Genomic DNA, 23,212 nt, shown 5'->3' on the forward strand with positions numbered 1-23,212 from the left:
GTAACCTGTTTTTGCGGAGGTTTCGGATGGGTCTCTATGCCTTTCTGGACCGGCTCTTTCCAAGAAGCTTTTCGAGCAAGGTCTTCTTTACCGCGTTTCTCGGCACGCATGTCCCGCTGATCGCCGTGACCGTCTACGCCCTGTCCCGAAGCACCGGGATCGAAGACCACTTGGACGAGCTCCTGCTCCTGATCGGCGCCACGCTCATCGGCTGCACGGGCACGCTGCTCAGCCTCTGGGTGCTTCTCGCTCCGCTCCGGCGGATGCGCGGTGCGATCCTGGCGTTCGAGCAAAGCGGCTACGTTGTGCGCCTGCCCGAAGCACATCTGGACGAGATCGGCCAGCTGATGCGCTGCACCAACACTGTGATCCGCAGCATCGAGCAGCGGCATGCACGCGCCTACAGCGCGGCTCTGACGGATTCGCTGACCGGCCTGCCGAACCGGCGCGGCTTCGAGGCGCTCGCGCCGGCCCTCGGGACCGGCGCGGTGCTGTTCCTGGATCTCGACCACTTCAAGCAGGTCAACGACACCCAGGGCCACGCGGCCGGAGATGCGGTGCTGAAGGGCGTCGCCGGGGTGATCTCGGCGACGATGCGCCGGCAGGACGTGGTCGCGCGGTGGGGTGGCGAGGAATTCGTGATCTGGCTGCCCGGCGCCACCGAGGACGTGGCCCGCGGTATCGGTGAACGCCTGCGCCTGGCGATCTCGGACCGGGTCCCCCTGCCGCGAGGCCTGCTCACCGCCTCCATCGGCATCGCGGTTGCCCGCGAAGGCGACAGTCGCGACAGGCTCATCGCCCGGGCCGACGCGGCGCTCTACGCCGCCAAGGCAGGCGGTCGGAACAGGGTGGTCGCGCAATCGTCCGAGCGCGAGACACCGGTCGTGCTCGGCCCGGAAAGCCGCCTCTGCGCAGGCTGATGACACTGCTGCGCCCGGTGGCGTCCGGTCAGCGCCCCTCGCGGATCTGGGTCAGCGTGCGGTAGGGCGTCAGCGCCTCCTTGGTGACCGTCAGTTCGAGCAGAGCCCCGTGCGGCGCGGCAAGCGCCCGTTCGAAGGCGTCGGCGAAGGCCGCCGTCTCTTCCACCCGCTCACCGTGCAGCCCATAGCCCTGCGCCAGCGTCGCGAAGTCCGGGTTGACCAGGTCGGTGCCGCTGACCCGCGTCGGGAACTCGCGCTCCTGGTGGGCGCGGATGGTCCCGTAGGTGCCGTTGTTCACCACGATCACGATGACCGCCGCGCCCGCCTGCCGAGCCGTCGCCAGCTCCTGCATGGTCATCTGGATGTCGCCGTCACCGGCGAAGCAGATCACCGTCGCGCCGGGCCGTTCGAGCTTGGCGGCCACCGCCGCCGGCAACCCGTAGCCCATCGAGCCCGACTGCGGTGCAAGCAGCCGCATCCCGGGACGGAAGCGGAAGAAACGCGAAGGCCAGACCGTGAAGTTGCCCGCGCCGTTGGTCAGCACCAGCTCTTCGCCCTCGAGCCGATCCCGCAGGTGCGCGCAGACCGCCACCATATCGACCGGACCCGGTTGCGCAGGCGCCTTGTCGATGAACCCGAGATACGCGTCACGTGCGGCCGCGCGCCAGTCCCCCCAACTGCCCTGCACCGTCTCGCCCAGCGCGAGGGCGAAGCGCTCCGGCGCGGCATGGATGCCCAGCGCCGGGCGGTAGACCTTGCCGAGCTCGCGGTCCGAGGCGTGCACGTGAATGATCTTCTGCACCGGGTCCGGCACGTCGAGCAGCGCGTAGCCGTCGGTCATGTTCTCGCCGAAGCGGATGCCCAGCGCGAGAATGACATCGGCGTCGCGCAGCAGCGCCTTCGTCGCGGCGGTCATGCCAACGCCCGCGTCGCCACAGAAACATGGCGAAGCGCTGTCGAACTGGTCCTGGTAACGGAAGGAGCTCGCGACCGGAATGTCCGAAGCCTCGGCGAACCGCTGAAGCGCCGCGCTCGCCGCCCGGTCCCAGGGCGCGCCGCCGAACAGGATCAACGGCCGCTCGGCACGACCGATCATCTCGAGCGCCTCGGCCACCGCCGCCGGCGCCGGCTCGGGCGGGAAGATCGGCACCGGCCCCTCGACCGGTGTGGCGTCTGTCGCGGCCATCAAGATGTCCTCGGGGAGCGCCACCACCACCGGTCCCGGCCGACCGGTGGTCGCCACGGTCCAGGCGCGGGAGAGCAGTTCGGGCACACGGTCGACATCATCGATCTCGGTGACCCACTTGGCCATGGTGCCGAAGACAGCGCGGTAGTCGACCTCCTGGAAGGCTTCGCGCTCACGCATCCAGGTGGCGATCTGGCCCACGAGCAGGATCATCGGCGCGCTGTCCTGCATGGCCGTGTGGACACCGATCGAAGCGTTCGTGGCCCCAGGCCCGCGCGTGACGAGACAGATGCCGGGTGAGCCTGTCAGCTTGCCATGCGCCGCTGCCATGAAGGCCGCCCCGCCCTCCTGCCGGCAGTTCACGAAGCCGATCTCGCTGTCGTGCAGCGCATCGAGCACCGCGAGATAGCTCTCTCCCGGCACGCCGAAGGCGCGGCGCGCCCCCAGCGCCTGCAGGCATTCCACGACGAGTCGTCCACCATTGCGCGCCATCTGTGATCTCCCGAAACTCTCGGATTGTTTGTGCAGAATGCACCGCGCCATCGCAAGAGGCGTGCCCAGGGGGGCGATTTCCGGTATTCCAGAACGCTTTGTTAAGACACCGCACGTATGTCTCTTGGCGATCCGGGCGACGCTCCGGCCCGCCGATCGACCGCTTTCGCCGTCTCCAGAGGTGCCGATCCAAGATGACCGACGTTCACTACCATGTTCTAGAACCCGCGCGGAACCGGAATGGCGAGGATGCGCTCGTTCCCTTCCTTCTGGGCGCGCGCCACGCTCCGGTCACGATCTCGGTCCGCGACGTCGCGCGGCTCGATTCCCATCGCCTGCAGATCCTGCTGGTCGCCCGGCGACAGTGGGCCGGCGAAGCGCTTCCATTCCTCGTGACAGACACCACAGAGACCTTCCGCGCCGGCCTCGAACGGCTCGGCCTCGCTCCCGATCACTTCGACAAGGATCCGATGCAATGACCACCAAAGTCCTCGCGATCGACGATTCCCGCACAATCCGGAACCTGTTGCGCGTCTCGCTCGAGGGAGCGGGCTTCGAATATCACTCGGCCTGTGACGGGGTCGAAGGTGTCGAACAGTTCTCTGAAGTGGAACCCGACGTGGTGATCACCGACATCAACATGCCCAACATGGACGGCTTCGGCGTGATCGAAACGCTGCGCGGCGGACCGAACCGAACCACGGTGCCGATCATCGTGCTTACCACCGAAAGCGGGCCCGATCTCAAGGCCCGTGCCCGACAGGCCGGGGCCACCGGCTGGATCGTGAAACCGTTCGACGATTCCTCGCTGGTCTCGGTCCTGCGCCGCCTCACCGGACACGTGGTGTGACCATGTCGAGAAACGCCATACGCGATACGTTCTTCGAGGAATGCGAGGAGCTTCTCGAAGCCCTTGTCGAGGGTCTCTCCTCCATGGAGGCCGACGCCGGGAACATGGAGGTCGTGAATGCCGTCTTCCGGGCGGTCCACTCGATCAAGGGTGGTGCCGGGGCCTTCGCGCTTGATCGGCTGGTGAATTTTGCCCACACCTTCGAGACGGTGATGGACAAGGTCCGGTCACAGGAACTCACGGTCGACGAAGAGCTCATGCTGCTCTTTCACCGGTCCGGCGACCAGCTGGCAGATCTCGTCGAGGCCGCGAGGGATGAGCGCGAGCCGAACGCCGAATCCGAAGCTGCCATCCTCAAGGAACTAGAAGCGCACCTGGGCGAGGCCGACAAGGAAGAGGACTTCGCCTTCGACGCCGTCACCCTCGACTTCGATGCCACCCCGGCGCCGCTCGAGCTTGCCGAAGACACGCCTGAGCTTCGCCGGTTCGACATCCGGTTCAAGCCGAAACCGGCCCTCTATGCCAACGGCCACGAGCCGCTTCTGCTGTTCGACGCACTCGCCGAACTGGGTACGCTCTCGGTGACGGCGAACATCGCCGACCTTCCCGACTTCGATGCCTTCGATCCCAACGACGCGGTGATCGACTGGCACCTCACGCTGGACACCGCGGAAGACGAAACCGTCCTGCATGAGATTTTCGAATTCGTCGACGCACTCTGCGAGCTCGATATCTCCGTGAACGAGGACCCGCAGCCCGCGCTGGAGGTCTCTGCCTTGGCCGAGGCACCTGCGCCCCCCACCGTGACGTCGCTCGAAAACGAGCCGATCGAAGCGCCCGCGCCGCTGCGGCAATCCGAAGATCGTCCGCCTGCGCCTGAGCCGAAACCATCCGTTGCCCGGGACGAACCGCGAGGCCCGAAGCCCACCCTTCGCGTCGATCTCGATCGCGTGGACCGCCTGATCAACACGGTGGGCGAGCTGATCATCAACCAGGCCATGATCTCGCAGCGGATCGAAGAGCTCGAGCTGCCTGCGGTGGCCCACCTCACCAATGAGCTTGAAGCCTACAAGCTGCTGGCCCGCGACATTCAGGAGGGCGTCATGGCCATCCGCGCCCAGCCGGTGAAGCCGCTCTTCCAGCGCATGTCGCGCATCGTCCGCGAGGCGTCGGAGGCGACCGGCAAGAAGGCCAAGCTCGTGACCGTCGGCGACTCGACCGAGGTCGACAAGACTGTCATCGAGCGCCTCGCCGATCCGCTCACCCACATGGTCCGCAACGCGGTCGATCATGGGCTCGAACTTCCCGAACGGCGCGAAGAGGCCGGGAAGGACCCGGTGGGCTCGATCCGTCTCTCCGCATCGCACCGCTCCGGAAGTGTCTTCATCGAGATTGCCGATGATGGCGCGGGGCTCAACCGCGCCCGGGTCCTGGAGAAGGCCATCGAAAAGGGGCTGATCGCCCCGGACGCAGAACTCTCTGAGCAAGAGACCGACAACCTCCTCTTCCTCCCCGGCTTCTCGACGGCCTCGGAGATTTCAAACCTCTCCGGTCGCGGCGTGGGTATGGACGTGGTGAAGAACGCGGTCTCGGGCCTCGGCGGACGCGTGTCGATCACTTCCACAGCCGGCGCGGGAACGACCTTCACCATCGTTCTGCCGCTGACGCTGGCCGTGATGGACGGCTTCGTGATCTCGATCGCCGATCAGACCATGGTGATCCCCATCGCCTCGATCATCGAGACCATCCGACCGAACCGCAAGGATCTGCATCACATCGGGACCGGCGGAGAGGTCATCTCGGTCCGTGGCGCCTACGTCCCGATCGTCGATGTCGCCCGGAATTTGGGCCTTTCTCATGGTGCAGATGACATCGGTAGCGGCGTGCTGCTGCTTGTCAGCACCGAAAGCCACGGGCTGACCGCGCTGCGCGTCGGCGCAATCCATGACCAGCGACAAGTCGTGATCAAGAGCCTCGAAAGCAACTATGGCGCCATTCCCGGTGTCTCGGCCGCAACCATTCTCGGCGACGGCAAGATCGCGTTGATCCTCGACCCCGACGAACTCGTGAAGCTCAACCCCGCCGCCCCCTTCCTGCCTCCCGCGTCCACCCCCAGAATGGAGCTGCGCCATGCTTGACGCCGCCGAAGCCCCGAAAGAGACACAGTTCGAGTTCATCACCTTCTCATCTGGAGAACAGAGCTTCTGCCTCGAGATCACGCAAATTCGCGAGATCCGACGCTGGACCCCGGTCACCAAATTACCGCACACGCCCGATGACGTTCTGGGCGTGATGAACCTGCGCGGCGCAGTGATCCCGATATTCGACCTCGCGGCCCGCTTCGGGCTCGGCAAGACATCAGACAACGAGCGCAACGTCGTCATCGTCGCGGCGGCGGGAGGGACGACCATCGGACTTCTCGTCGAATCCGTGTCCGAGATCCTCTCGGTCGATAAATCCGCGATCCAGGAGACTCCGGACATCAAGTCGGACGCCGCGCGGCAGGCGATTCTCGGGGTCATCTCCGTCGGCGAAAGCATGGTTCGTGTCGTGAACCTCGATGCTGTTCTGGATAACGAGATCGGAGGCGCGACATGACCACGGCGCCCGCGGTGACGACGCACCAGGAGTTCAGCTTCACCGACGAAGACTTTCGTGCACTTGCACAACTTGCACGGGCACAATTCGGCCTGAGCCTTGCCGAAAGCAAGAAACCCCTCGTCTATTCAAGGCTCGCTCGAAGGCTGAGGGCCAGAAACATCTGTCGCTTCGATGACTACATGTCACTTCTCGACATTCCCGACGAGCAAGACGAACGACTGCAGCTCATTTCGGCTCTGACGACGAATGTGACAAGTTTTTTTCGAGAGAAGCATCATTTCCAAACGCTGCGCGAAATTGTCCTGCCAAGGCTGGCGTCCCGGCGTCGCCTTCGGATCTGGTCCGCAGGTTGCTCCACGGGCCAGGAGGCCTACTCCATCGCAATGACCCTGCTTGAGGCGTTGCCCGATGCGGGCAGCCGGGACATTCGCATCTTGGCAACAGATATCGACCCCGCCGTCGTGGAGCGTGCCAAGGTCGGATCCTATGCCGTCGAAGACATCGAAAACCTGCCGGCCGAAATGCGCCGTGCATGGACCCGCGCAAGCCCTGAGACCGCAGGAAAAAGCGAAATCGCCGCAGAGGTGAAACGCATGATTTCCTTCGGCGAACTGAATCTTGTCGACCCATGGCCCTTCCACGGACCCTTCGACGCGATTTTCTGCCGCAACGTTGCGATCTACTTCGACCAAGAGACGCAACAACGCCTCTGGCAGCGGTTCGCCGGAATGCTCGACGATGGCGGGTACCTGTTCATCGGACATTCCGAACGTGTCTCTGGCCCGGCCCTGCAAGCACTCGAGACAGCAGGCGTCACGACCTACCGCAAGAAGCAGGACACACTCGGTGTCACGAGGACCTAGGAGACGTAAATGAGTCTGAAAGATTCCCTGCGCATCATGGTGGTGGACGACATGGCCACCAGCCGCGGCCTAATCACGCAAGCGCTCGATGAAATCGGTATCAGCAACTACCTGACCGAAAACGACGGCCAGAAAGCTCTGGCCCGCCTGTCTGCCAGTCCCGTTCATCTAGTTCTGTCGGATTTCAACATGCCGAACATGGACGGGCTCGGCCTCCTGCAGGCGATACGGCAGAACAGCGCCACTCAGCGCATGGGCTTTATCCTCGTGACCGGGAAACCGACCCCGGAGATGGTCGCTGCCGCCAAGAAGTGGGGGCTGAACAACATGATAAAGAAACCCTTCACCTCGCTCGCAATGAAGCAATGTATCGAAAGCGTCGTGGGAAAGCTCTGACATGGCGCGCGCGGAAATACTTCTCACTCCAAGCGAGGCAACGCGTCTGGTGTCGCTCGAAGTCCGTCAGTTGCAGCACCGCCTGGAGTTGCTCGAACGCGGGGTAGAGCATGTTTACGAAGAGCGCGGCGGCCGTCTAGGCCGCGTCGCGATGACCGCACTGCAGGAACTCGACATGCTCGCGCAATGCACCGATGCGATCGCCGCCTACATCGAAAAGCTCGCAATTCGTCTCGACAACGACGCGCCGCTCGACCTTGCCGCGGAACTCTCTGCCATTCCGCTTCGCGCCTTGGAGCAGCGCCTCAGCGGCAGCGTTCAAGATGAACTGTGTGCCAATGCGCCAGAGCTCTTCTGAGACCCGACCCGCAAACCGGAACCGCCTTTGGCCGCTTTCGGCTGGGCGATACGTCAAGTCAACCGGACGACCCCGCTCGTCTACTGACCGGACATCAGCACGAGGAGGCCCCGAATGACTTCGATCACCCTGGTCGTTGCCATACCGGATCCTCGCCTGCGGCGTCGTTTGGCCCAAGAGCTCATTACGTCGGCGCAGGTGGAGGTGGTCGGAGAAACACATGACCTCATGTCGACCTATGCGGAGGTCGAGGAGCGGGAACCCATGGCCGTGCTCATCGCCGGTCGCCTTGCCCGGCAGCCGGAATTCGAGGTGATGCGCGCCCTCTTTGCGGCATTGGATGTGCGCTGGATCGTAATCTCGGAAGATCCGGATACCGGCGCGCGCGATGCTGGCTCCCCATGGGGCCGGACTTCGGATCTTTTTGCGGTGCCTTCGGATATCTCATCCCATTTGCTGATCGACTCCCTATGTAGCCTGACACGCAATGCGCGGCGCAGCAGCCGACCCGTCCCCGGTCCACCCCCTACAGAGGCTCCGATCGGCCAGACAGCTGGCAATAACGGCAACCGGTTCATCCTGATCGGCGCCTCGACTGGCGGGGTCGACGCTCTTCTGAAGGTTCTCGCGGCCTTTCCCGTCGACTGTCCACCGACCTTCGTCGTGCAGCATACCGGTGCCGGCTTCGGTGAAAGCCTGACCAGGCTGCTCGACAGACAATGTGCGGCAGCGGTCCGAAGCGCACGCGACGGCGACACTGTGGGCCATGGCAAGATCGTGGTTGCCGCTGGCTGTGGGGCGCATCTGCGGCTTGGTGGCGGATCGCCCATGCGGATCAGGCTTGCACGCGACGCGCCGGTTTCCGGTCACATGCCCTCGGTGGACGTGCTGTTCCAGTCGGCGATTCCCGGTGCAAAGCGCGCGGTCGCGGCTCTTCTGACCGGCATGGGCCGCGATGGCGCCGAGGGGCTGAAGGCCCTCAGGGACAGCGGTGCGATCACGATCGCCCAGGACCAGGCGACAAGCACTGTCTACGGCATGCCTCGCGCGGCAACGGAGCTCGGTGCCGTTCAGTCCTCCCTCCCACTGCAGGAGATCGGGCCAGCGATCCTCCGCGCCTGCGCCACGCCGCACACAGTCCCCAGACAGAGGATGCCTCACAGATGATCGAACGCGGCGAGACGTTGGTGAACGTCATCCAGGGAGAGTACCGTATCTCGGATGATCCCAATTGCATTCTGTCGACGGTGCTTGGCTCCTGCGCGGCGGTCTGCCTGACGGATCCAACCGCCCAGGTCGGCGGAATGAACCATTTCCTTCTTCCCCACCGGGCCGGGCGCGAGGGAGAGGACGTGCGCTATGGAGCGTATTCCATGGAGTTGCTGATCAACGGGCTACTGAAACGGGGTGCAAGAAAGAACCGCATGGTCGCCAAGCTCTTCGGCGGGGCGAAGATGCTGGCACAACTCCGCGACATCGGCGTCTCCAACGCCGCCTTCGCACGGGAATTCCTGCAAAGTGAGGGCATTCCGATCGCGTCGGAAAGCACCGGCGGCACAGCCGCGCGAAGGATCCGTTTCTGGCCTACGGATGGACGCGTCAAGCAGTTCATCGTGCCGGGCGAGGTCGAACGGATCGCCCCACCTGCACCGGCGGCGCCCCCACCTGCGCATGGCGAAATCACGCTGTTCTGAGCTTCACCATGCGATCAGGAACAGAGCATTTCGTGTGCAGTTCAGAGGTCAGGGCCTCAGGTCGGATCGATTTCGGCAAAGGCGTTGCGCAAGGCTTCCGACCACGCGGCGCTCATGCGGGCAAAGCCCTCGTCGTCCGCCTCGATCCGTCTGCGACGGGTGATCTCGAGGGCATCCCGCTCGATGATCGCGAAGTCGAGCGGCATTCCAACGCTGAGATTCGACCGAAGGGTCGAATCCATCGACAGCAGCACCGCCTTCTCTGCATCGGCAAGAGAGGTGCCGGGCTCGATCACCCGGTCAAGGATCGGCTTGCCGTACTTGTGCTCGCCGATCTGCAGGAAAGGCGTGTCGGCGGTCGCCTCGATGAAATTGCCCTCGGGGTAGATGAGGAACATCCGCATCGGCCCCCCCTTGCGCTGCCCGGCGACGATCATCGACGCCGTGGCCTTCTGGCTCATCCGCTCCATCTTCGACGCCACTTCGGAGGTCACGTCGGACAGCATCGAACCGACGATCTCCGCGACCTGCAGCATCGTGGGCGCGCGCAGGATCGACTTCTCGCCGTCGGGATCGTCGATGGCGTCCGAGAGACGCGCCATGGTGGTCTGGGTGATCGAGAGCGAACCGGCGGTCATGATCCCGATGGCGCGCTCGCCCGGTGTCTCGAACAGGAACATCTTTCGATAGGTCGCGATGTTGTCGAGCCCGGCGTTGGTGCGCGTGTCGGACAGCAGAACGATGCCCGCGTCCAGCAGCAGTCCCACGCAATAGGTCATAGTCGAATCCTCGGGAGCGTCATGCCCGGCAACGGCTATAGTGCCGGGCGGGCGCTGCGGCAATGGCCGCGCACCCTTGTCGTCACTGTTGCTGCTGATCCGGCGTCACGACAACCTCGACCTCGAGATGCTCGTCGGGCGTGCTGCCCTGAACGACCCCCCGGATCGGGGCCGCGTCCTGCGCATCGTAGCCAGAGCCGAGCCGGATGTAGCGATCGTCCGGACAGCAGCGGTTCGCGGCGTCGAATCCGACCCATCCCAGGTTCGGCACGAAAAGCTCGGCCCAGGCGTGGCTGGCCTCGTGCGGCGCTCCATCCCCATCGGTCTGCAGGTAGCCCATTACGTAACGGGCCGGAATGCCTGCCACATGCGCCACAGCGATCAGTGCATGGGCATGATCCTGGCAAACGCCCCGACCACCCGCCAGCGCCTCGGCCGCCGTGGTATGCGGCTGCGTCTCGCCCGGCGCGTATTCGATGGCCTCGTTCACCGCCTTTGCAAGCGCATGCGCCCGGTCCAGATCGCTCGCGCCTCTCATGCCGTCGAGCGCGGATACGGACAGTTCCTTGAGGTCATGGTCCGGCCGGATATGCTTGGTGGACCGCAGGTAGAGCGACGCCGGACCCTTCTCGCGGTGCTCTCGAAGAACCCCGAAGAGATCGGCCGTTTCGACCTCGCCCGAAACCTCGACGGTGAGCTCATCAAGCGGGCCGCGCCAGGTGGCCAGCATGGTCCGGTCGCCCGCTCCGTCGGTGAATTCGGCCCCGCGCAGCGCGCCTTCGGTGCGGACTTGCCACGAGACGACCTTTTGCGACGCGCAGTCGGCGGGCCAGAGCCGCAGCGACTGGGCCACCCCGCGCACGGGGTGATCGAAGCGGTAGCGCGTCGTGTGTCGAACGCTGAGTCTCATGCCGGCATCCCCTGTAGGTAGACGTCCTGCACCGTCGTGGCGACGCCCGCGTTGCGCGCCATGAACCGCGCGAGGAATTCGTGCAGTCCCTCGTCGAAGATGTCGTCGATGGTGGCGTTGTTGAGGTCCTCGAGCAACTTGTGTGCCTCGTCCTGCGCACGGGTGCCCGCCGCGTAGTTCTGGGCGATGTCGTCGAGGTGATCGCAGGTCCATTGCACGCAGGACAGAAGCGAGCGCGGGAACTTGCGGTTGAGGATCAGCAGGTGCGCGATCTTCTGCGCGGTGATCTCGCCGGAGTAGGTCCAGTTGAACGCCCGCTGCGCGGTCATCGACTGCAGCAGCAGCGCCCACTGGCTCTGGTCGAGACCGGAGCCCACGTAGGACAGCGACGGCAGCAGCACGTAGTATTTCACGTCGATCAGCCGCGCGGTGTTGTCGGCGCGCTCGACCGAGGTGCCGATGCCCATGAAGGCGTAGCCGTCGTTGCGCAGCTGGGTCGCCGACAGGCAGCCTCGCACGAGATGGCAGTTGCGCAGCGTCCACTCGGTCAGCTCGTTGGTCATCAGCTTGCTGCGCTCGGTGCGCTGCAGCTGCTTGAGCTCCTGGAAGGCCGAGTTGATGGCGTCCCACACCGGCGAGGTCAGCGCGGTGCGCACGACCCGGGCGTTCTCGCGCGCGGCATTGATGCACGACAGCACCGAGGCCGGGTTCTCGGCGTCGAAGAACAGCCAGGTCTCGATGTTGCGCTCGTTGGTCTCGCCGTACTTGTCGAGGAACTGTTCCAGCGTGCCCTTCGATTGCAGCACGGCCTCCCAGTCGTTGCGATAGCCGCCCGAGGGATCGGGCAGCAGGGCGTTGCGGGCGCCCACCTCGAGCAGGCGCGCGGTGGTTTCGGCGCGCTCGAGATAGCGGGCCATCCAGTAGAGATGTTCTGCGGTGCGGCTCAGCATGTTGTTCTTCTCACTCCGCCTTATTCCGCCAGGACCCAGGTGTCCTTGACGCCCCCGCCCTGCGAGGAGTTCACCACCAGCGAGCCTTCGGTCAGCGCCACACGGGTCAGGCCGCCGGGCACCAGCTCGATCTGCTCGCCCACGAGGCAGTAGGGCCGCAGGTCGACGTGGCGCGGCGCGATCCCCTCCTCCACGAAGGTCGGGCAGGCCGACAGCGACAGCGTCGGCTGGGCGATGTAGTTCTCGGGCCGCTCGCGGATCTTGGCCGCGAACGCCTCGATGGTCGACTTGTCGGCCTTCGGCCCGACAAGCATGCCGTAGCCCCCCGAGCCGTGCACTTCCTTGACCACCAGCTCGGGCAGGTGTTCGAGAACGTACTTGCAGTCGTCGCGCTTGGCGCACTGCCAGGTCGGCACGTTTTCCAGCACCGGCTCCTCGCCGAGGTAGAAGCGGATCATCTCGGGCACGTAGGTATATATGGCCTTGTCGTCGGCAACGCCCGCGCCGGGCGCGGAACAGATCGACACCCCGCCCGAACGGTAGACGTTCATCAGCCCCGGCACGCCCAGCATCGAATCCGGGCGGAAGCACAGCGGGTCGAGGAAGTTGTCGTCGATCCTGCGGTAGATCACGTCGACCTTCTTGGGGCCCTCGGTGGTCTTCATCCAGACGAAATCGCCCTCGACGAACAGGTCCTGTCCCTCAACCAGCTCGACGCCCATGAGGTCGGCCAGGAAGGAATGCTCGTAGTAGGCCGAGTTGAACTGGCCGGGCGTCAGGATCACGATCTTCGGCTCGCCCTGGCACTTCTTCGGCGCGACCGAGCCCAGCGTCTTCTTGAGCGCGTTGGCGTAGCCGTCGACCGGTGCGATGCGGTTTTCCATGAAGAGCTGCGGGAACATGCGCATCATGATCTCGCGGTTCTGCAGCATGTAGCTGACGCCCGACGGCGTGCGGCAGTTGTCCTCGAGCACGTAGAACTGGTCGGGCCCGGTGCGCACGAGATCGACGCCGACGATGTGGCTGAACACGCCCTTGGGCGGCATGAAGCCGATGGCGGCCTTCTCGTAGGCCTCGTTGTTGGTCACCAGGTGTTCGGGGATGCGGCCCGCCCGGATGATCTCGCGCCGACCGTAGACATCGCAGAGGAAGGCGTTGAGCGCGGCGGCCCGTTGCCGGATGCCGCGGTCGAGCTTGCGCCACTCCGATGCGGTGAGCACGCGCGGAAACATGTCGAACGGGATAAGCCGCTCCGGATCCCCGCCCTCGCCGTAGACCGCGAAGGTGATCCCCACCCTGCGGAACAGCGCCTCGGCCTCTGATTGCTTGAGGTTCCGCAGCTCGGGCGGCATCGACCGATACCATTTCTCGAGGTTCTGATATGCGGCGCGAACCTCTTCGCCGTTCATCATCTCGTTGAAGATCGGGGGGTGCTTTGCGCTCATTGTTTTCCCTTCGCTCTGCCCTTCACGTTCCACGACAACGCGCCGAAGGAAAAGAGGGCAATGCAGAAATATTTCGAACCCATCGGTGCGTGATCAAAAAGACGGCACGCTCAGATCTACGCCCCAAACGACCAGAAAACGACCAGACCGGCGCGACAAGCGACACCTCCGACACATACAAATGATCACAAAACGGGCAATTGCACAAAATTACGCACAATATTTGACCTCACATCTACAGCCGAGCCGGCAAGCCGGACTTTGAAGTGCCCCCGGGCGACCCCCTCGTCTATTGAGGTGCAGCGTCTCGAAACCGGGGCGCTCAACGGGGACGCCAGGGCCGAAAATGCGGCGAGAATCCGCGCCGGTCCCGGCACAAACAGAACGAAGCGGCACGCAGTCATTTTCTGCCCCGCCCGACCGATCCGGCGGGCGGCAACGGGAGGATCTTGCCGCGCTAGGGAGCCATTTTGATGATCAAGAGTCTTAAACTGTCCGGCGTCGCCACCGCCGCCATTCTCGCTGCGGGCGCCGTCTCGGCGCAGGAGGCCGACTGTCCGATCAAGGTGGGTGTGCTGCACTCGCTGTCCGGCACGATGGCGATCTCGGAGACCACCCTCAAAGACACCATGCTGATGCTGATCGAGAAGCAGAACGAGGCCGGCGGGCTTCTGGGCTGCGAGCTCGAGGCAGTGGTCAAGGACCCGGCCTCCGACTGGCCGCTGTTCGCCGAGAAGGCCCGCGAGCTGATCTCGAACGACGAGGTCGACGTGACCTTCGGCAGCTGGACCTCGGCCTCGCGCAAGGCGGTCCTGCCGGTGCTCGAAGAGCTGAACGCGCTCTACTTCTACCCGGTGCAATACGAAGGTGAAGAGTCGTCCAAGAACGTCTTCTACACCGGCGCGGCGCCGAACCAGCAGGCGATCCCGGCCACCGACTACTTCCTCGAAGAGCTCGGCGTCGAGAAGTTCGCCCTGCTCGGCACCGACTACGTCTACCCGCGCACCACGAACAACATCCTCGAGAGCTACCTCGAGTCCAAGGGCATCGCCGAGGAAGACATCTTCGTGAACTACACGCCCTTCGGGCACTCCGACTGGTCAACCATCGTGTCCGACGTCGTGGCGCTGGGTGAGGACGGCAAGCAGGTCGGCGTGATCTCGACGATCAACGGCGACGCCAACATCGGCTTCTACAAGGAACTGGCGGCACAGGGCGTGAGCGCAGACGACATCCCCGTCGTGGCCTTCTCTGTCGGCGAAGAGGAACTGTCGGGCCTCGACACCTCGAACCTCGTCGGTCACCTCGCCGCGTGGAACTACTTCATGACCGCGGACACGCCCGAGAACGAGGAATTCATTGCCCAGTGGCACGAGTTCATCGGCGACGACAGCCGCGTGACCAACGACCCGATGGAAGCGCACTACATCGGCTTCAACATGTGGGTGAACGCGGTTGAAGCCGCCGGCACCACCGATGTCGACGCCGTCCGCGAGGCGATGTGGGGTCAGGAATTCCCGAACCTCACCGGCGGCACCGCGGTGATGGGCACCAACCACCACCTCTCGAAGCCGGTGCTGATCGGCGAGATCCGCGAAGACGGCATGTTCGACATCATCTCGGAAACCGATCCGGTCCCCGGCGACGCCTGGACCGACTTCCTGCCGGAATCCGCTCCGCTCAAGTCCGACTGGCAAGAGCTCGAGTGCGGCATGTACAACACCGAGACCGAGACCTGCGTGCAGATCAAGTCGAACTACTGACCTGATCCGACCGAGCTGACCGGCGGCGGGCGCCCCTTCCGCGCCCGCTGCCCCATACGCAAACGACCATTCCCGATAGGCTGACCATGCTGCGCGCGCTCCTTCCCGCCCTCGCGCTGATCCTGTGCATCTGCACCGTCCCCGCGACGGCCCGCGCACAGGACCAGGATCTCCAGGCGCTTCTCCAGGACCGGGCCGAGGAGGTCGCCAGCCCCGGCCGCCGCACCGTCGGCCCGCTGATCGAGGCGCTCGTCGCCTCCGGCCTGCCCGGCGTGCCCACCTTCCTCGAACGCTGGGCCGAGCGCGAGGTCTACCAGCGCGAAAGCGACGGCCTGTTCTTCTACGCCGATGAAGAGGGCGACACCTACGCGCTGCGCGACATCTCGACCGACGCGCCCGCCGGCACCGCGCCCGACGACGCGATGGACCAGATCCGCCCCAACGGCGGCGTGCGCCGGGTGATCGCCACGGCGCTGGTGCAATTCCAACTCTCCGACCCCGACCGGGCCCGCCGCGTCGACGCGCTCGACGCGATCTCGCGCAGCCCCGAGCCCGACCAGATCGAACCGCTGCGGGCCTCCATCGAGGGCGAACCCGACCCGCTGCTGCGCGCCCGCAAGGAACAGCTCGCCGGGATGCTTGCCGCGCGCTTCGGCGAAAGCACCGAGGACCGGATCGCCGCCATCGAGGCGCTCTCCGGCGCGCTCTCGGTCGAGGTCCGCGCGGTGCTCAACCAGATACTCGCGACCGAAGGCGGCGTTGCCGCCGAGCTACCCGAAGACGCCAACATCGCCCGCACGCTCACCCCCGGCGACGACCTGACCGAGGCCGAGGCCTACGCGCAGCTCGTCGATGCCGACCTCGCCCCGCCGGTGCAGGACCGGGCCGAGATCAAGGCCGCGCTCACCGACAACGTCGAGAACGGCAGCGTCGGCGGCGTCCCCCTCGGCCAGCTCGTGACCAAGGCCGGCCGCGCCCGCGCCTACGCCGCGCTCGCCGAGGCCGGCACCGTGCCACCGCTGGTCACCGACGAGGACATCGACGCCGCGCTCGCCTCGCATGTCTTCTACGAAGCCTACGACGAGCCCGATCCCGCCGTCACCGACGCGGCCCGCGCCGCCCTCGACGAGGTCGAGACCCGCGTCGCCATGAACCAGGCGCTCGACCTCGGGCTCGACGCGCTGTCGCTGGCCTCGATCTACTTCCTCGCGGCCATCGGCCTCGCCATCACGTTCGGCGTGATGGGCGTCATCAACATGGCGCATGGCGAGTTCATCATGATGGGCGCCTACACCGGCTACGTGGTGCAGCAGATCATCCCCGACTACACCGTCAGCATCATCGTCGCCCTGCCGCTGGCCTTTGCAGTGACCTTCGGCGCCGGCGTCGCGATGGAACGGCTGGTGATCCGCTGGCTCTACCACCGTCCGCTTGAAACGCTTCTGGCCACCTTCGGCATCTCCATCGCGCTGCAGCAGCTCGCCAAGAACATCTTCGGCACGCAGGCCCGGCCGCTGACCTCGCCCTCCTGGCTCGACGGCGCCTGGGTGCTCAACGACGTGGTCTCCATCGCCAACATCCGCATCGCGATCTTCGTGCTGGCGATGATCTTCCTCGGCCTGATCCTCTTCGTGCTCAACAAGACCCGCCTCGGCCTCGAGGTCCGCGCCGTGACCCAGAACCCCGGCATGGCCGCCTCGATGGGCATCAACCCCGACAAGATCAACATGCTGACCTTCGGCCTCGGCTCCGGCATCGCCGGCATCGCCGGAGTCGCCATCGGCCTCTACGCCAAGGTGACCTCCGAGATGGGTGCCGACTACATCGTGCAGAGCTTCATGACCGTGGTCGTCGGCGGCGTCGGCAACGTCTGGGGCACCCTCGCGGGCGCCGGCCTGATCGGCATCCTCCAGAAGGGGATCGAGTTCTTCAACCCGTCCAACACGCTGGCCGCGCAAACCTACATGATCCTCTTCATCATCCTCTTCATCCAGTTCCGTCCCAAGGGCATCGTCGCCCTCAAGGGCCGCGCGGCGGGAGACTGATCATGCAGCACCCCACACCCGAAGCCCTCCCCGGCCGCGATGGCCGGCCTGCCTCCGGCGGGGATATTTTGGGCCAGAAGAAACATCGGCGCGACACCAGGCCTTCTTCTGGCAGGAAATATCCCGGGGGTGAATTGGCCGCAGGCCAAGAGGGGGCAGCGCCCCCTCCCCCACGGCGGCGCGCGCCAGCGCGGCGCAAACCCTGCCGATGCTGCGCGTCAGCGCAGCGCGACATTCCTGCCGGAGGCGCCGCATGAGCCGCCAGACCTTCCTCACCCAGAACCGCTCGATCCTCTGGTTCCTGCTCGCCCTCGCCGTTTTCGCGCTCGTGGTGACGGTGATGTCCGAGGCGATGGGCAACGGCATGATCTCGACGAGCTTCGTGAAGACGCTCGGCAAGACCCTCTGCCTGATGCTCGTCGCCGTGGCGATGGACGTGGTGTGGGGCTACACCGGCATCCTCAGCCTCGGGCACATGGCCTTCTTCGGGCTCGGTGGCTACATGATCGGCATGTGGCTGATGTATGCCCGGACCGAGATCATCGTGACCGAAAGCTTGCGCGCAGCAACCATCCCGCCCACCCCGGAAGAGATCCACGACGCCATCGGCACGCAGATCTTCGGCGTGGTGGGCTCGTCGGAGTTCCCGCCGATCTGGGCCGTCGCCCACAGCCTGCCGCTGCAGCTGCTCATGGTGGTTCTGGTGCCCGGCGTGCTGGCGCTGGTCTTCGGCTGGCTGGCCTTCCGCAGCCGGGTGACCGGCGTCTACCTGTCGATCCTCACGCAGGCGATGACGCTGGCGCTGTCGCTCTACCTCTTCCAGAACGAGAGCGGACTGCGCGGCAACAACGGCCTGTCGGGCCTGCAGAACCTGCCCGGCCTCGACGACATGCCGCAATCGACGCTGTCGCTCGCCTTCTTCTGGGCCTCGGCGGTGGCGCTGGCGCTGGGCTACGTGCTCTTCGCCTGGGTGGTCTCGGGCAAGTTCGGCTCGGTGATCCGCGGCATCCGCGACAACGAGAGCCGGGTGCGCTTCCTCGGCTATCACGTCGAGAGCTACAAGCTCTTCGTCTTCACCCTGACCGGCATCGTCGCCGGCATCGCCGGGGCGCTCTACTACCCGCAGGCCGGCATCATCAACCCGAACGAGGTCGCCCCGATCGCCTCGATCTACCTCGCGGTCTGGGTCGCCATCGGCGGTCGCGGCCGGCTCTACGGGGCGGCGATCGGCGCTGGTGTCGTGTCGCTGCTGTCGAGCTGGTTCACCGGTGGCGGCGCCCCCGACATCCCGCTCGGGGTCTACACCATCCAGTGGACCGACTGGTGGCTGGTGCTGCTCGGCGTCTCCTTCGTCGCGGTCACGCTGCTGGCGCCGAAAGGCATCGGCGGGCTCTTCGACCTCGTCGGCCGCAGCCACCCGATCCCCGACCGCGTCGGCGATTTCGGGCCCGACAAGGGCGCGCGCCGCATCAGCGAAGGCGAGGAAGAGAAATGAAGACCCTTCTCGAGATGTCCGGCGTCTCCGTCAGCTTCGACGGGTTCAAGGCGATCAACAACCTGAGCTTCCGCATCGGCGAGCCCGAACTGCGCGCCATCATCGGCCCCAACGGCGCCGGCAAGACCACCTTCATGGACATCATCACCGGCAAGACCCGCCCCGACAGCGGCACCGTGGTCTACGGCGAGAAATCCATCTCGCTGCTGAAGATGTCCGAGAGCCAGATCGCCATGGCCGGGGTCGGGCGCAAGTTCCAGAAACCCACCGTCTTCGAGGCGCAGACCGTGCGCGAGAACCTTGCCATGGCGCTGAAGAACAAGCGCGGGCCCTTCGACGTGGCCTTCTACCGCAAGACCAGCCGTGGCGCCGCCCGGATCGAGGAGCTGGCGCAGACCATCGGCCTCACCGAACAACTGCCGCGCATCGCCGGCGAGCTGAGCCACGGCCAGAAGCAATGGCTCGAGATCGGCATGCTGCTGGCGCAGGACCCGCGCCTGCTGCTGGTCGACGAGCCCGCCGCCGGCATGACCCCCGCCGAGCGCGAGCATACCACCGACCTGCTCAAGCGCGCCGCCGAGAAGCACGCCGTGGTGGTCGTCGAGCACGACATGGAGTTCATCCGCCGTCTCGACTGCCGCGTCACGGTGCTTTGCGAGGGCTCGGTGCTGGCCGAGGGCTCGCTCGATCACGTGACCTCGAACCCCGAGGTCATCGAAGTCTACCTCGGTCGCTGAGAGGACCCCAACATGCTGAGCGTCGAGAACCTCACCCTCAAATACGGTCAGAGCCAGATCCTGCACGGGGTCTCGCTCACCGCCGAACCCGGCAAGGTCACCGCCGTGACCGGCACCAACGGCGTGGGCAAGACCTCCCTGCTCAAGGCCATCGCGGGGCGGCACCCATATGCGGGGGGCACCATCACGCTCGACGGGCAACCGCTGCACCATCTCAACGCCTACCAGGCGGCGCGCGCCGGCATCGCCTACGTCCCGCAGGGGCGCGAGGTCTTTCCGCTGCTCACGGTGCAGGAGAACCTCGAGACCGGTTTCGCCTGCCTGCCGCGCTCCGAGCACGGGGTGCCCGAGCACATCTTCGAGCTGTTCCCGATCCTCAAGGACTTCCTGCAGCGCCGGGGCGGCGACCTCTCGGGCGGTCAGCAGCAGCAGCTTGCCATCGCCCGCGCGCTGATCTCGCGCCCGCGCGTGCTGCTGCTCGACGAACCGACCGAGGGCATCCAGCCCAACATCATCCAGCAGATCGGCCGGGTCAGCGCGCAGTTGCGCGACCAGGGCGACATGGCGATCATCCTCGTGGAACAGTATTTCGACTTCATGTGGGATCTCGCCGACAGCTTCACCGCCATGAGCCGTGGCGAGGTGACGCTTTCGGGCCGCGCCGGCGAGGTCGACCGCGAGGCGCTTCTGGCAAGGGTCTCGATCTGAGGCCCGCCACCCCGGTTTATCGCTAACTTGCCGCGACGCGGCGAAATTTCCTCTTGCCCAAATCGCTTTGAGCGCCAATCCTCCCGCTTGGGAGATGTGTTCACATGCTGCCAGCGGCAGAGAGTTCGAGACACGGCGCAAAGCCCCTGCCGACCGGCACGGGTCCTGTTCCGGCAGCGGTGCGCCGCGCCGCGTCCGATATCGTCTCGCCTCGTGATTTTCCGCCCCGACCGTCTCACGCCCGCCCGCTGCCCAGCGCATCGGTCGCACGCGGCGCCGGGGTGTTTCATGCCTTACGAGTGAAGACCCACAGGAGGACACCATGAAGACGACCAGACCGCCGCTGCTGTGCAGTGCGGCGATGGCACTCGCGCTTACCGCGAGCGCCGTCCACGCCGAGACCATCCGCTTCTGGACGACGGAGGAGCAACCCGAACGGCTGGCGCGGCAGGAAACCATGGCGGAAGCCTTCGCCAAGGCCACAGGCACCGACGTCGAGGTGATCCCGGTCACCGAGTCCGAGCTCGGCACCCGGGCGACCGCGGCCTATGCCGCCGGTGACCTGCCCGACGTGATCTACCACCCGCTGTCGCTCGCCCTGCCCTGGGCAGAGGCCGGCATCCTCGACCCGGACGCCGCGACCGACGTGATCGAGGATCTCGGCGCCGACAGCTTCGCGTCGGGCGCGCTCGAGATGGCAAGCTTCGACGGCGGCTATGCCTCGGTGCCCGCCGACGGCTGGACCCAGATGATCGTCTACCGCAAGGACCTGTTCGACGAGAACGGCCTCGAGCCGCCGACCACCTACGCCGCGGTCGAGGCGGCGATCGACGCGCTGCACAACCCGCCCGAGATGTATGGCTTCGTCGCCGCCACCAAGGTCGACGAGGCCTTCATGAGCCAGGTACTCGAGCATGTCTTCCTTGCCAACGACGTGTCGCCGGTGGGCCCGGACGGGGTGATGGCGCTCGACGAGGCGAAGACCACCGAGGTGCTGGAGTTCTACAAGACGCTCGCCGACGCCTCGCCTCCGGGCGATCTCTACTGGGACCAGTCGCGCACGCTCTACTTCGCGGGCGACGCGGCGATGATCATCTGGTCGCCCTTCATCCTCGACGAGCTCGCCGGCCTGCGCGACAGCGCGCCGCCGACGATCACCGACGATCCGACCTCGACCGAGCTGGCCTCGAAGACCGGAATCGTCACCAACTTCGCCGGCCCCTCGAACCCCGACGGCGCAGCCTGGGCCTCGATCAACATGTTCGGGATCACCGGCGACGCCTCGACCGACGCTGCGATCGACTTCGTGAAATACTCGATGGACGAGGGCTACGTGGACACGCTGGCCATCGCGCCCGAGGGCAAGTTCCCGATCCGCCGGGGCAACGGCGACGATCCGGAGTTCTTCGTCAAGAAGTGGGCCGAGCTTCCGGTCGGCGTTGACCGCAAGGCCCCGCTGGGCGAGCTCTACCCGCAGGAGATGATCGACGAGATCGTCGGCGGGCTCGACGTGGCGCAACGCTGGGGCGTCGCCGACGGGCAGCTCGCGCTTGCCTCGAAGATGGTGAACAGCCAGGTCATCAACCGCGTCGTGCGCGAATACATCGACGGCCAGGTCGACGCCGCCGCCGCGGTGGCCGAGATGAACGAAGAACTGGCCGCCATCCAGTAGGACGGCCCCGCCCCTCTCCCGCCCTGGCGGAGAGGGGCACCGCTTGCGGAGACAGCGCTGATGAGCGACGCGACCCCACCTACCGGCACCGGACCGCTCGCCCGCCGCGAGGCGCGGCTGGCGTGGGGGCTGCTCTTTCCGACGCTGGCGGCGGTGTCCCTTGTGGTGATCCTGCCGCTGCTCGCGGTGTTCTGGATCAGCTTCAAGCCCGTGGGGCTCGCCGACCTGCGACCGCCTACCCCCATCGTGCGCGAGGACATCCGCGGCGACCTAGAGGCGCCCGGAGACGAGGCCACGCTGCGCTACCGGCTGCGCAACTCCTCGCAGGACCAGCCGATCCTCGGGGTGACGCTCAGCGACGACTGGCCCGCCGGGCTCCGGCCCGGTGAGCTCGATCCGCGCTGCGAGATCGCCGAGACCCGCCTTTACTGCGATTTCGGCGACTGGGAGGGCGGCATGCGCGAGCAGATCCGCATCCCGGTGACCGCCGATGCCGGTTACTTCGAGGCAGCGCCCGCCACCGACAGCGCGCCGGTGATGACCGGGCAGGCCCGCAACATCCTCACGAATTTCGACTTCACGCTGGAGAACTTCGCGCGGGTCTTCGATGGCCGCGAGTTCTGGGCGGTGCTCGGGGTCACGGTGTTCTACACCGTCTTCGGCACGCTCGGCGCGCTGGTCATGGGGCTGTTCGCCGCGATGCTGCTGAACAAGTCGTTCCGTGGCCAGGGCATCCTGCGCGGGCTCTACCTGTTTCCCTACGTGGCGCCGGTGATCGCCGTGGCCTTCGCCTGGATCCTGCTCTTCGATCCGTTCTCGGGCTCGGCCAATGCGCTGCTGATCCAGATGGGCGTGAGCGAACAGGCCATCAACTTCTTCGGCGAGCGGCCACTGGCGCTGATCATGGTCACGCTGTTCGAGATCTGGCGCTACTTCCCGCTGTCGTTCCTGTTCATCCTCGCCCGGATGCAGTCGATCGACCACGACATGTACGAGGCCGCCGACATGGACGGGGCCTCGCCGTTCCAGAAGTTCTGGTACCTGTCGCTGCCGCAGCTCGTGGGCATCCTGTCGGTGCTGTTCCTGCTGCGCTTCATCTGGACGTTCAACAAGTTCGACGACATCTTCCTGCTGACGGGCGGCAATGCCGGCACGCGGGTGCTGACGGTGAACGTCTACGAGCAGGCCTTCGCGCTGTCGAACATCGGTGCCGGTGCCGCCGTGGCGGTGGTGATCTTCTGCTGCCTGCTGCTGTTCTCGGTGCTGTTCTTCCGCCTGATGAGCCGGGAGGAAGGGCTGTGATGGTGTCGCTTCTGGCCGGTGGAGATTTCGGGGGCGCTGCCCCCGC

The 23,212-nt window shown here is 65.7% G+C and carries 22 protein-coding genes; 17 read left to right on the plus strand and 5 right to left on the minus strand.

Annotated elements, in window-relative coordinates; genetic code table 11:
* Nucleotides 1-26: 26 nt before the first annotated feature.
* On the plus strand, nt 27-920 hold the full coding sequence (locus tag D6860_RS07685) for a GGDEF domain-containing protein (protein WP_076622241.1): 894 nt from the start codon (nt 27-29) through the stop codon (nt 918-920).
* Nucleotides 921-948: 28 nt separating this feature from the next.
* On the opposite strand, the gene D6860_RS07690 is transcribed toward D6860_RS07685, so the two are convergent.
* A complete protein-coding gene (locus D6860_RS07690; protein ID WP_076622242.1) occupies nt 949-2,598 on the minus strand; it encodes a thiamine pyrophosphate-dependent enzyme in 1,650 nt (549 codons plus the stop codon).
* Between the two features lie 194 nt (nt 2,599-2,792).
* On the opposite strand from D6860_RS07690, the gene D6860_RS07695 reads away from it, so the two are divergent.
* The 9 genes from D6860_RS07695 to D6860_RS07735 all read left to right on the plus strand — a co-directional run bounded on the left by D6860_RS07695 (nt 2,793) and on the right by D6860_RS07735 (nt 9,360).
* On the plus strand, nt 2,793-3,077 hold the full coding sequence (locus tag D6860_RS07695; RefSeq protein WP_076622243.1) for a hypothetical protein: 285 nt from the start codon (nt 2,793-2,795) through the stop codon (nt 3,075-3,077).
* On the plus strand, nt 3,074-3,448 hold the full coding sequence (locus tag D6860_RS07700; protein ID WP_017468323.1) for a response regulator: 375 nt from the start codon (nt 3,074-3,076) through the stop codon (nt 3,446-3,448). Before D6860_RS07695 ends, D6860_RS07700 begins: the two co-directional genes overlap by 4 nt.
* A 2-nt stretch (nt 3,449-3,450) precedes the next feature.
* Nucleotides 3,451-5,586, plus strand: coding sequence for a chemotaxis protein CheA (locus tag D6860_RS07705; protein WP_076622244.1), 2,136 nt, complete (start codon nt 3,451-3,453; stop codon nt 5,584-5,586).
* On the plus strand, nt 5,579-6,046 hold the full coding sequence (locus tag D6860_RS07710; protein ID WP_017467177.1) for a chemotaxis protein CheW: 468 nt from the start codon (nt 5,579-5,581) through the stop codon (nt 6,044-6,046). The genes D6860_RS07705 and D6860_RS07710 overlap by 8 nt, the downstream gene beginning before the upstream one ends.
* The gene (locus D6860_RS07715; protein ID WP_017467176.1) at nt 6,043-6,912 is read left to right on the plus strand and encodes a CheR family methyltransferase; all 870 of its coding nucleotides are present in this window, start codon (nt 6,043-6,045) and stop codon (nt 6,910-6,912) included. Before D6860_RS07710 ends, D6860_RS07715 begins: the two co-directional genes overlap by 4 nt.
* Before the next feature lie 9 nt (nt 6,913-6,921).
* On the plus strand, nt 6,922-7,308 hold the full coding sequence (locus tag D6860_RS07720) for a response regulator (protein WP_017467175.1): 387 nt from the start codon (nt 6,922-6,924) through the stop codon (nt 7,306-7,308).
* 1 nt (nt 7,309) lies between these two features.
* Nucleotides 7,310-7,666, plus strand: coding sequence for a chemotaxis protein (locus D6860_RS07725; protein WP_076622245.1), 357 nt, complete (start codon nt 7,310-7,312; stop codon nt 7,664-7,666).
* 114 nt (nt 7,667-7,780) lie between these two features.
* Nucleotides 7,781-8,833, plus strand: coding sequence for a CheB methylesterase domain-containing protein (locus D6860_RS07730; RefSeq protein WP_076622246.1), 1,053 nt, complete (start codon nt 7,781-7,783; stop codon nt 8,831-8,833).
* Nucleotides 8,830-9,360, plus strand: a complete 531-nt coding sequence (locus D6860_RS07735) for a chemotaxis protein CheD (protein ID WP_076622247.1) — start codon at nt 8,830-8,832, stop codon at nt 9,358-9,360. Before D6860_RS07730 ends, D6860_RS07735 begins: the two co-directional genes overlap by 4 nt.
* 56 nt (nt 9,361-9,416) lie before the next feature.
* Here the strand turns inward: D6860_RS07735 and D6860_RS07740 are convergent, their stop codons facing one another.
* The 4 genes from D6860_RS07740 to D6860_RS07755 all read right to left on the minus strand — a co-directional run bounded on the left by D6860_RS07740 (nt 9,417) and on the right by D6860_RS07755 (nt 13,444).
* Nucleotides 9,417-10,139 (minus strand): proteasome-type protease, encoded by a 723-nt coding sequence (locus tag D6860_RS07740; RefSeq protein ID WP_076622248.1) that lies wholly within the window; start codon nt 10,137-10,139, stop codon nt 9,417-9,419.
* A gap of 82 nt (nt 10,140-10,221) precedes the next feature.
* On the minus strand, nt 10,222-11,049 hold the full coding sequence (locus D6860_RS07745) for a transglutaminase family protein (protein ID WP_076622249.1): 828 nt from the start codon (nt 11,047-11,049) through the stop codon (nt 10,222-10,224).
* The gene (locus tag D6860_RS07750; protein WP_017466884.1) at nt 11,046-11,999 is read right to left on the minus strand and encodes an alpha-E domain-containing protein; all 954 of its coding nucleotides are present in this window, start codon (nt 11,997-11,999) and stop codon (nt 11,046-11,048) included. Before D6860_RS07750 ends, D6860_RS07745 begins: the two co-directional genes overlap by 4 nt.
* A gap of 20 nt (nt 12,000-12,019) precedes the next feature.
* Nucleotides 12,020-13,444, minus strand: a complete 1,425-nt coding sequence (locus D6860_RS07755) for a circularly permuted type 2 ATP-grasp protein (RefSeq protein WP_017466883.1) — start codon at nt 13,442-13,444, stop codon at nt 12,020-12,022.
* Nucleotides 13,445-13,917: 473 nt separating this feature from the next.
* On the opposite strand from D6860_RS07755, the gene urtA reads away from it, so the two are divergent.
* The 7 genes from urtA to D6860_RS07790 all read left to right on the plus strand — a co-directional run bounded on the left by urtA (nt 13,918) and on the right by D6860_RS07790 (nt 23,166).
* Nucleotides 13,918-15,207: an urea ABC transporter substrate-binding protein gene (gene urtA, locus D6860_RS07760; protein ID WP_017466882.1), complete on the plus strand. Its 1,290-nt coding sequence runs from the start codon at nt 13,918-13,920 to the stop codon at nt 15,205-15,207.
* An 86-nt stretch (nt 15,208-15,293) separates the two neighbouring features.
* Nucleotides 15,294-17,252: an urea ABC transporter permease subunit UrtB gene (gene urtB / locus D6860_RS07765; protein WP_076622250.1), complete on the plus strand. Its 1,959-nt coding sequence runs from the start codon at nt 15,294-15,296 to the stop codon at nt 17,250-17,252.
* 253 nt (nt 17,253-17,505) lie between these two features.
* Nucleotides 17,506-18,747, plus strand: a complete 1,242-nt coding sequence (gene urtC, locus D6860_RS07770) for an urea ABC transporter permease subunit UrtC (protein ID WP_076622251.1) — start codon at nt 17,506-17,508, stop codon at nt 18,745-18,747.
* Complete coding sequence (urtD, locus tag D6860_RS07775; protein ID WP_076622252.1) at nt 18,744-19,484, plus strand: urea ABC transporter ATP-binding protein UrtD; 741 nt, start codon at nt 18,744-18,746, stop codon at nt 19,482-19,484. The genes urtC and urtD overlap by 4 nt, the downstream gene beginning before the upstream one ends.
* A 12-nt stretch (nt 19,485-19,496) precedes the next feature.
* A complete protein-coding gene (gene urtE, locus D6860_RS07780) occupies nt 19,497-20,192 on the plus strand; it encodes an urea ABC transporter ATP-binding subunit UrtE (protein ID WP_076622253.1) in 696 nt (231 codons plus the stop codon).
* A 322-nt stretch (nt 20,193-20,514) separates the two neighbouring features.
* Nucleotides 20,515-21,864 carry an ABC transporter substrate-binding protein gene (locus tag D6860_RS07785; protein WP_076622254.1) on the plus strand — a complete coding sequence of 450 codons (1,350 nt, stop codon included), beginning with the start codon at nt 20,515-20,517 and terminating at the stop codon, nt 21,862-21,864.
* Nucleotides 21,865-21,924: 60 nt separating this feature from the next.
* Complete coding sequence (locus D6860_RS07790; protein WP_076622255.1) at nt 21,925-23,166, plus strand: carbohydrate ABC transporter permease; 1,242 nt, start codon at nt 21,925-21,927, stop codon at nt 23,164-23,166.
* The last annotated feature ends 46 nt before the right edge of the window (nt 23,167-23,212 follow it).

Source organism: Salipiger sp. D13 (assembly GCF_003703915.1).
GTDB lineage: Bacteria > Pseudomonadota > Alphaproteobacteria > Rhodobacterales > Rhodobacteraceae > Salipiger > Salipiger profundus.

Bases quoted from the DNA above. Each gene is read 5' to 3' on its own strand.
- D6860_RS07685 (WP_076622241.1), top strand. From the start codon at position 27: ATGGGTCTCTATGCCTTTCTGGACCGGCTCTTTCCAAGAAGCTTTTCG.
- D6860_RS07690 (WP_076622242.1), bottom strand. From the start codon at position 2,598: ATGGCGCGCAATGGTGGACGACTCGTCGTGGAATGCCTGCAGGCGCTG.
- D6860_RS07695 (WP_076622243.1), top strand. From the start codon at position 2,793: ATGACCGACGTTCACTACCATGTTCTAGAACCCGCGCGGAACCGGAAT.
- D6860_RS07700 (WP_017468323.1), top strand. From the start codon at position 3,074: ATGACCACCAAAGTCCTCGCGATCGACGATTCCCGCACAATCCGGAAC.
- D6860_RS07705 (WP_076622244.1), top strand. From the start codon at position 3,451: ATGTCGAGAAACGCCATACGCGATACGTTCTTCGAGGAATGCGAGGAG.
- D6860_RS07710 (WP_017467177.1), top strand. From the start codon at position 5,579: ATGCTTGACGCCGCCGAAGCCCCGAAAGAGACACAGTTCGAGTTCATC.
- D6860_RS07715 (WP_017467176.1), top strand. From the start codon at position 6,043: ATGACCACGGCGCCCGCGGTGACGACGCACCAGGAGTTCAGCTTCACC.
- D6860_RS07720 (WP_017467175.1), top strand. From the start codon at position 6,922: ATGAGTCTGAAAGATTCCCTGCGCATCATGGTGGTGGACGACATGGCC.
- D6860_RS07725 (WP_076622245.1), top strand. From the start codon at position 7,310: ATGGCGCGCGCGGAAATACTTCTCACTCCAAGCGAGGCAACGCGTCTG.
- D6860_RS07730 (WP_076622246.1), top strand. From the start codon at position 7,781: ATGACTTCGATCACCCTGGTCGTTGCCATACCGGATCCTCGCCTGCGG.
- D6860_RS07735 (WP_076622247.1), top strand. From the start codon at position 8,830: ATGATCGAACGCGGCGAGACGTTGGTGAACGTCATCCAGGGAGAGTAC.
- D6860_RS07740 (WP_076622248.1), bottom strand. From the start codon at position 10,139: ATGACCTATTGCGTGGGACTGCTGCTGGACGCGGGCATCGTTCTGCTG.
- D6860_RS07745 (WP_076622249.1), bottom strand. From the start codon at position 11,049: ATGAGACTCAGCGTTCGACACACGACGCGCTACCGCTTCGATCACCCC.
- D6860_RS07750 (WP_017466884.1), bottom strand. From the start codon at position 11,999: ATGCTGAGCCGCACCGCAGAACATCTCTACTGGATGGCCCGCTATCTC.
- D6860_RS07755 (WP_017466883.1), bottom strand. From the start codon at position 13,444: ATGAGCGCAAAGCACCCCCCGATCTTCAACGAGATGATGAACGGCGAA.
- urtA (WP_017466882.1), top strand. From the start codon at position 13,918: ATGATCAAGAGTCTTAAACTGTCCGGCGTCGCCACCGCCGCCATTCTC.
- urtB (WP_076622250.1), top strand. From the start codon at position 15,294: ATGCTGCGCGCGCTCCTTCCCGCCCTCGCGCTGATCCTGTGCATCTGC.
- urtC (WP_076622251.1), top strand. From the start codon at position 17,506: ATGAGCCGCCAGACCTTCCTCACCCAGAACCGCTCGATCCTCTGGTTC.
- urtD (WP_076622252.1), top strand. From the start codon at position 18,744: ATGAAGACCCTTCTCGAGATGTCCGGCGTCTCCGTCAGCTTCGACGGG.
- urtE (WP_076622253.1), top strand. From the start codon at position 19,497: ATGCTGAGCGTCGAGAACCTCACCCTCAAATACGGTCAGAGCCAGATC.
- D6860_RS07785 (WP_076622254.1), top strand. From the start codon at position 20,515: ATGAAGACGACCAGACCGCCGCTGCTGTGCAGTGCGGCGATGGCACTC.
- D6860_RS07790 (WP_076622255.1), top strand. From the start codon at position 21,925: ATGAGCGACGCGACCCCACCTACCGGCACCGGACCGCTCGCCCGCCGC.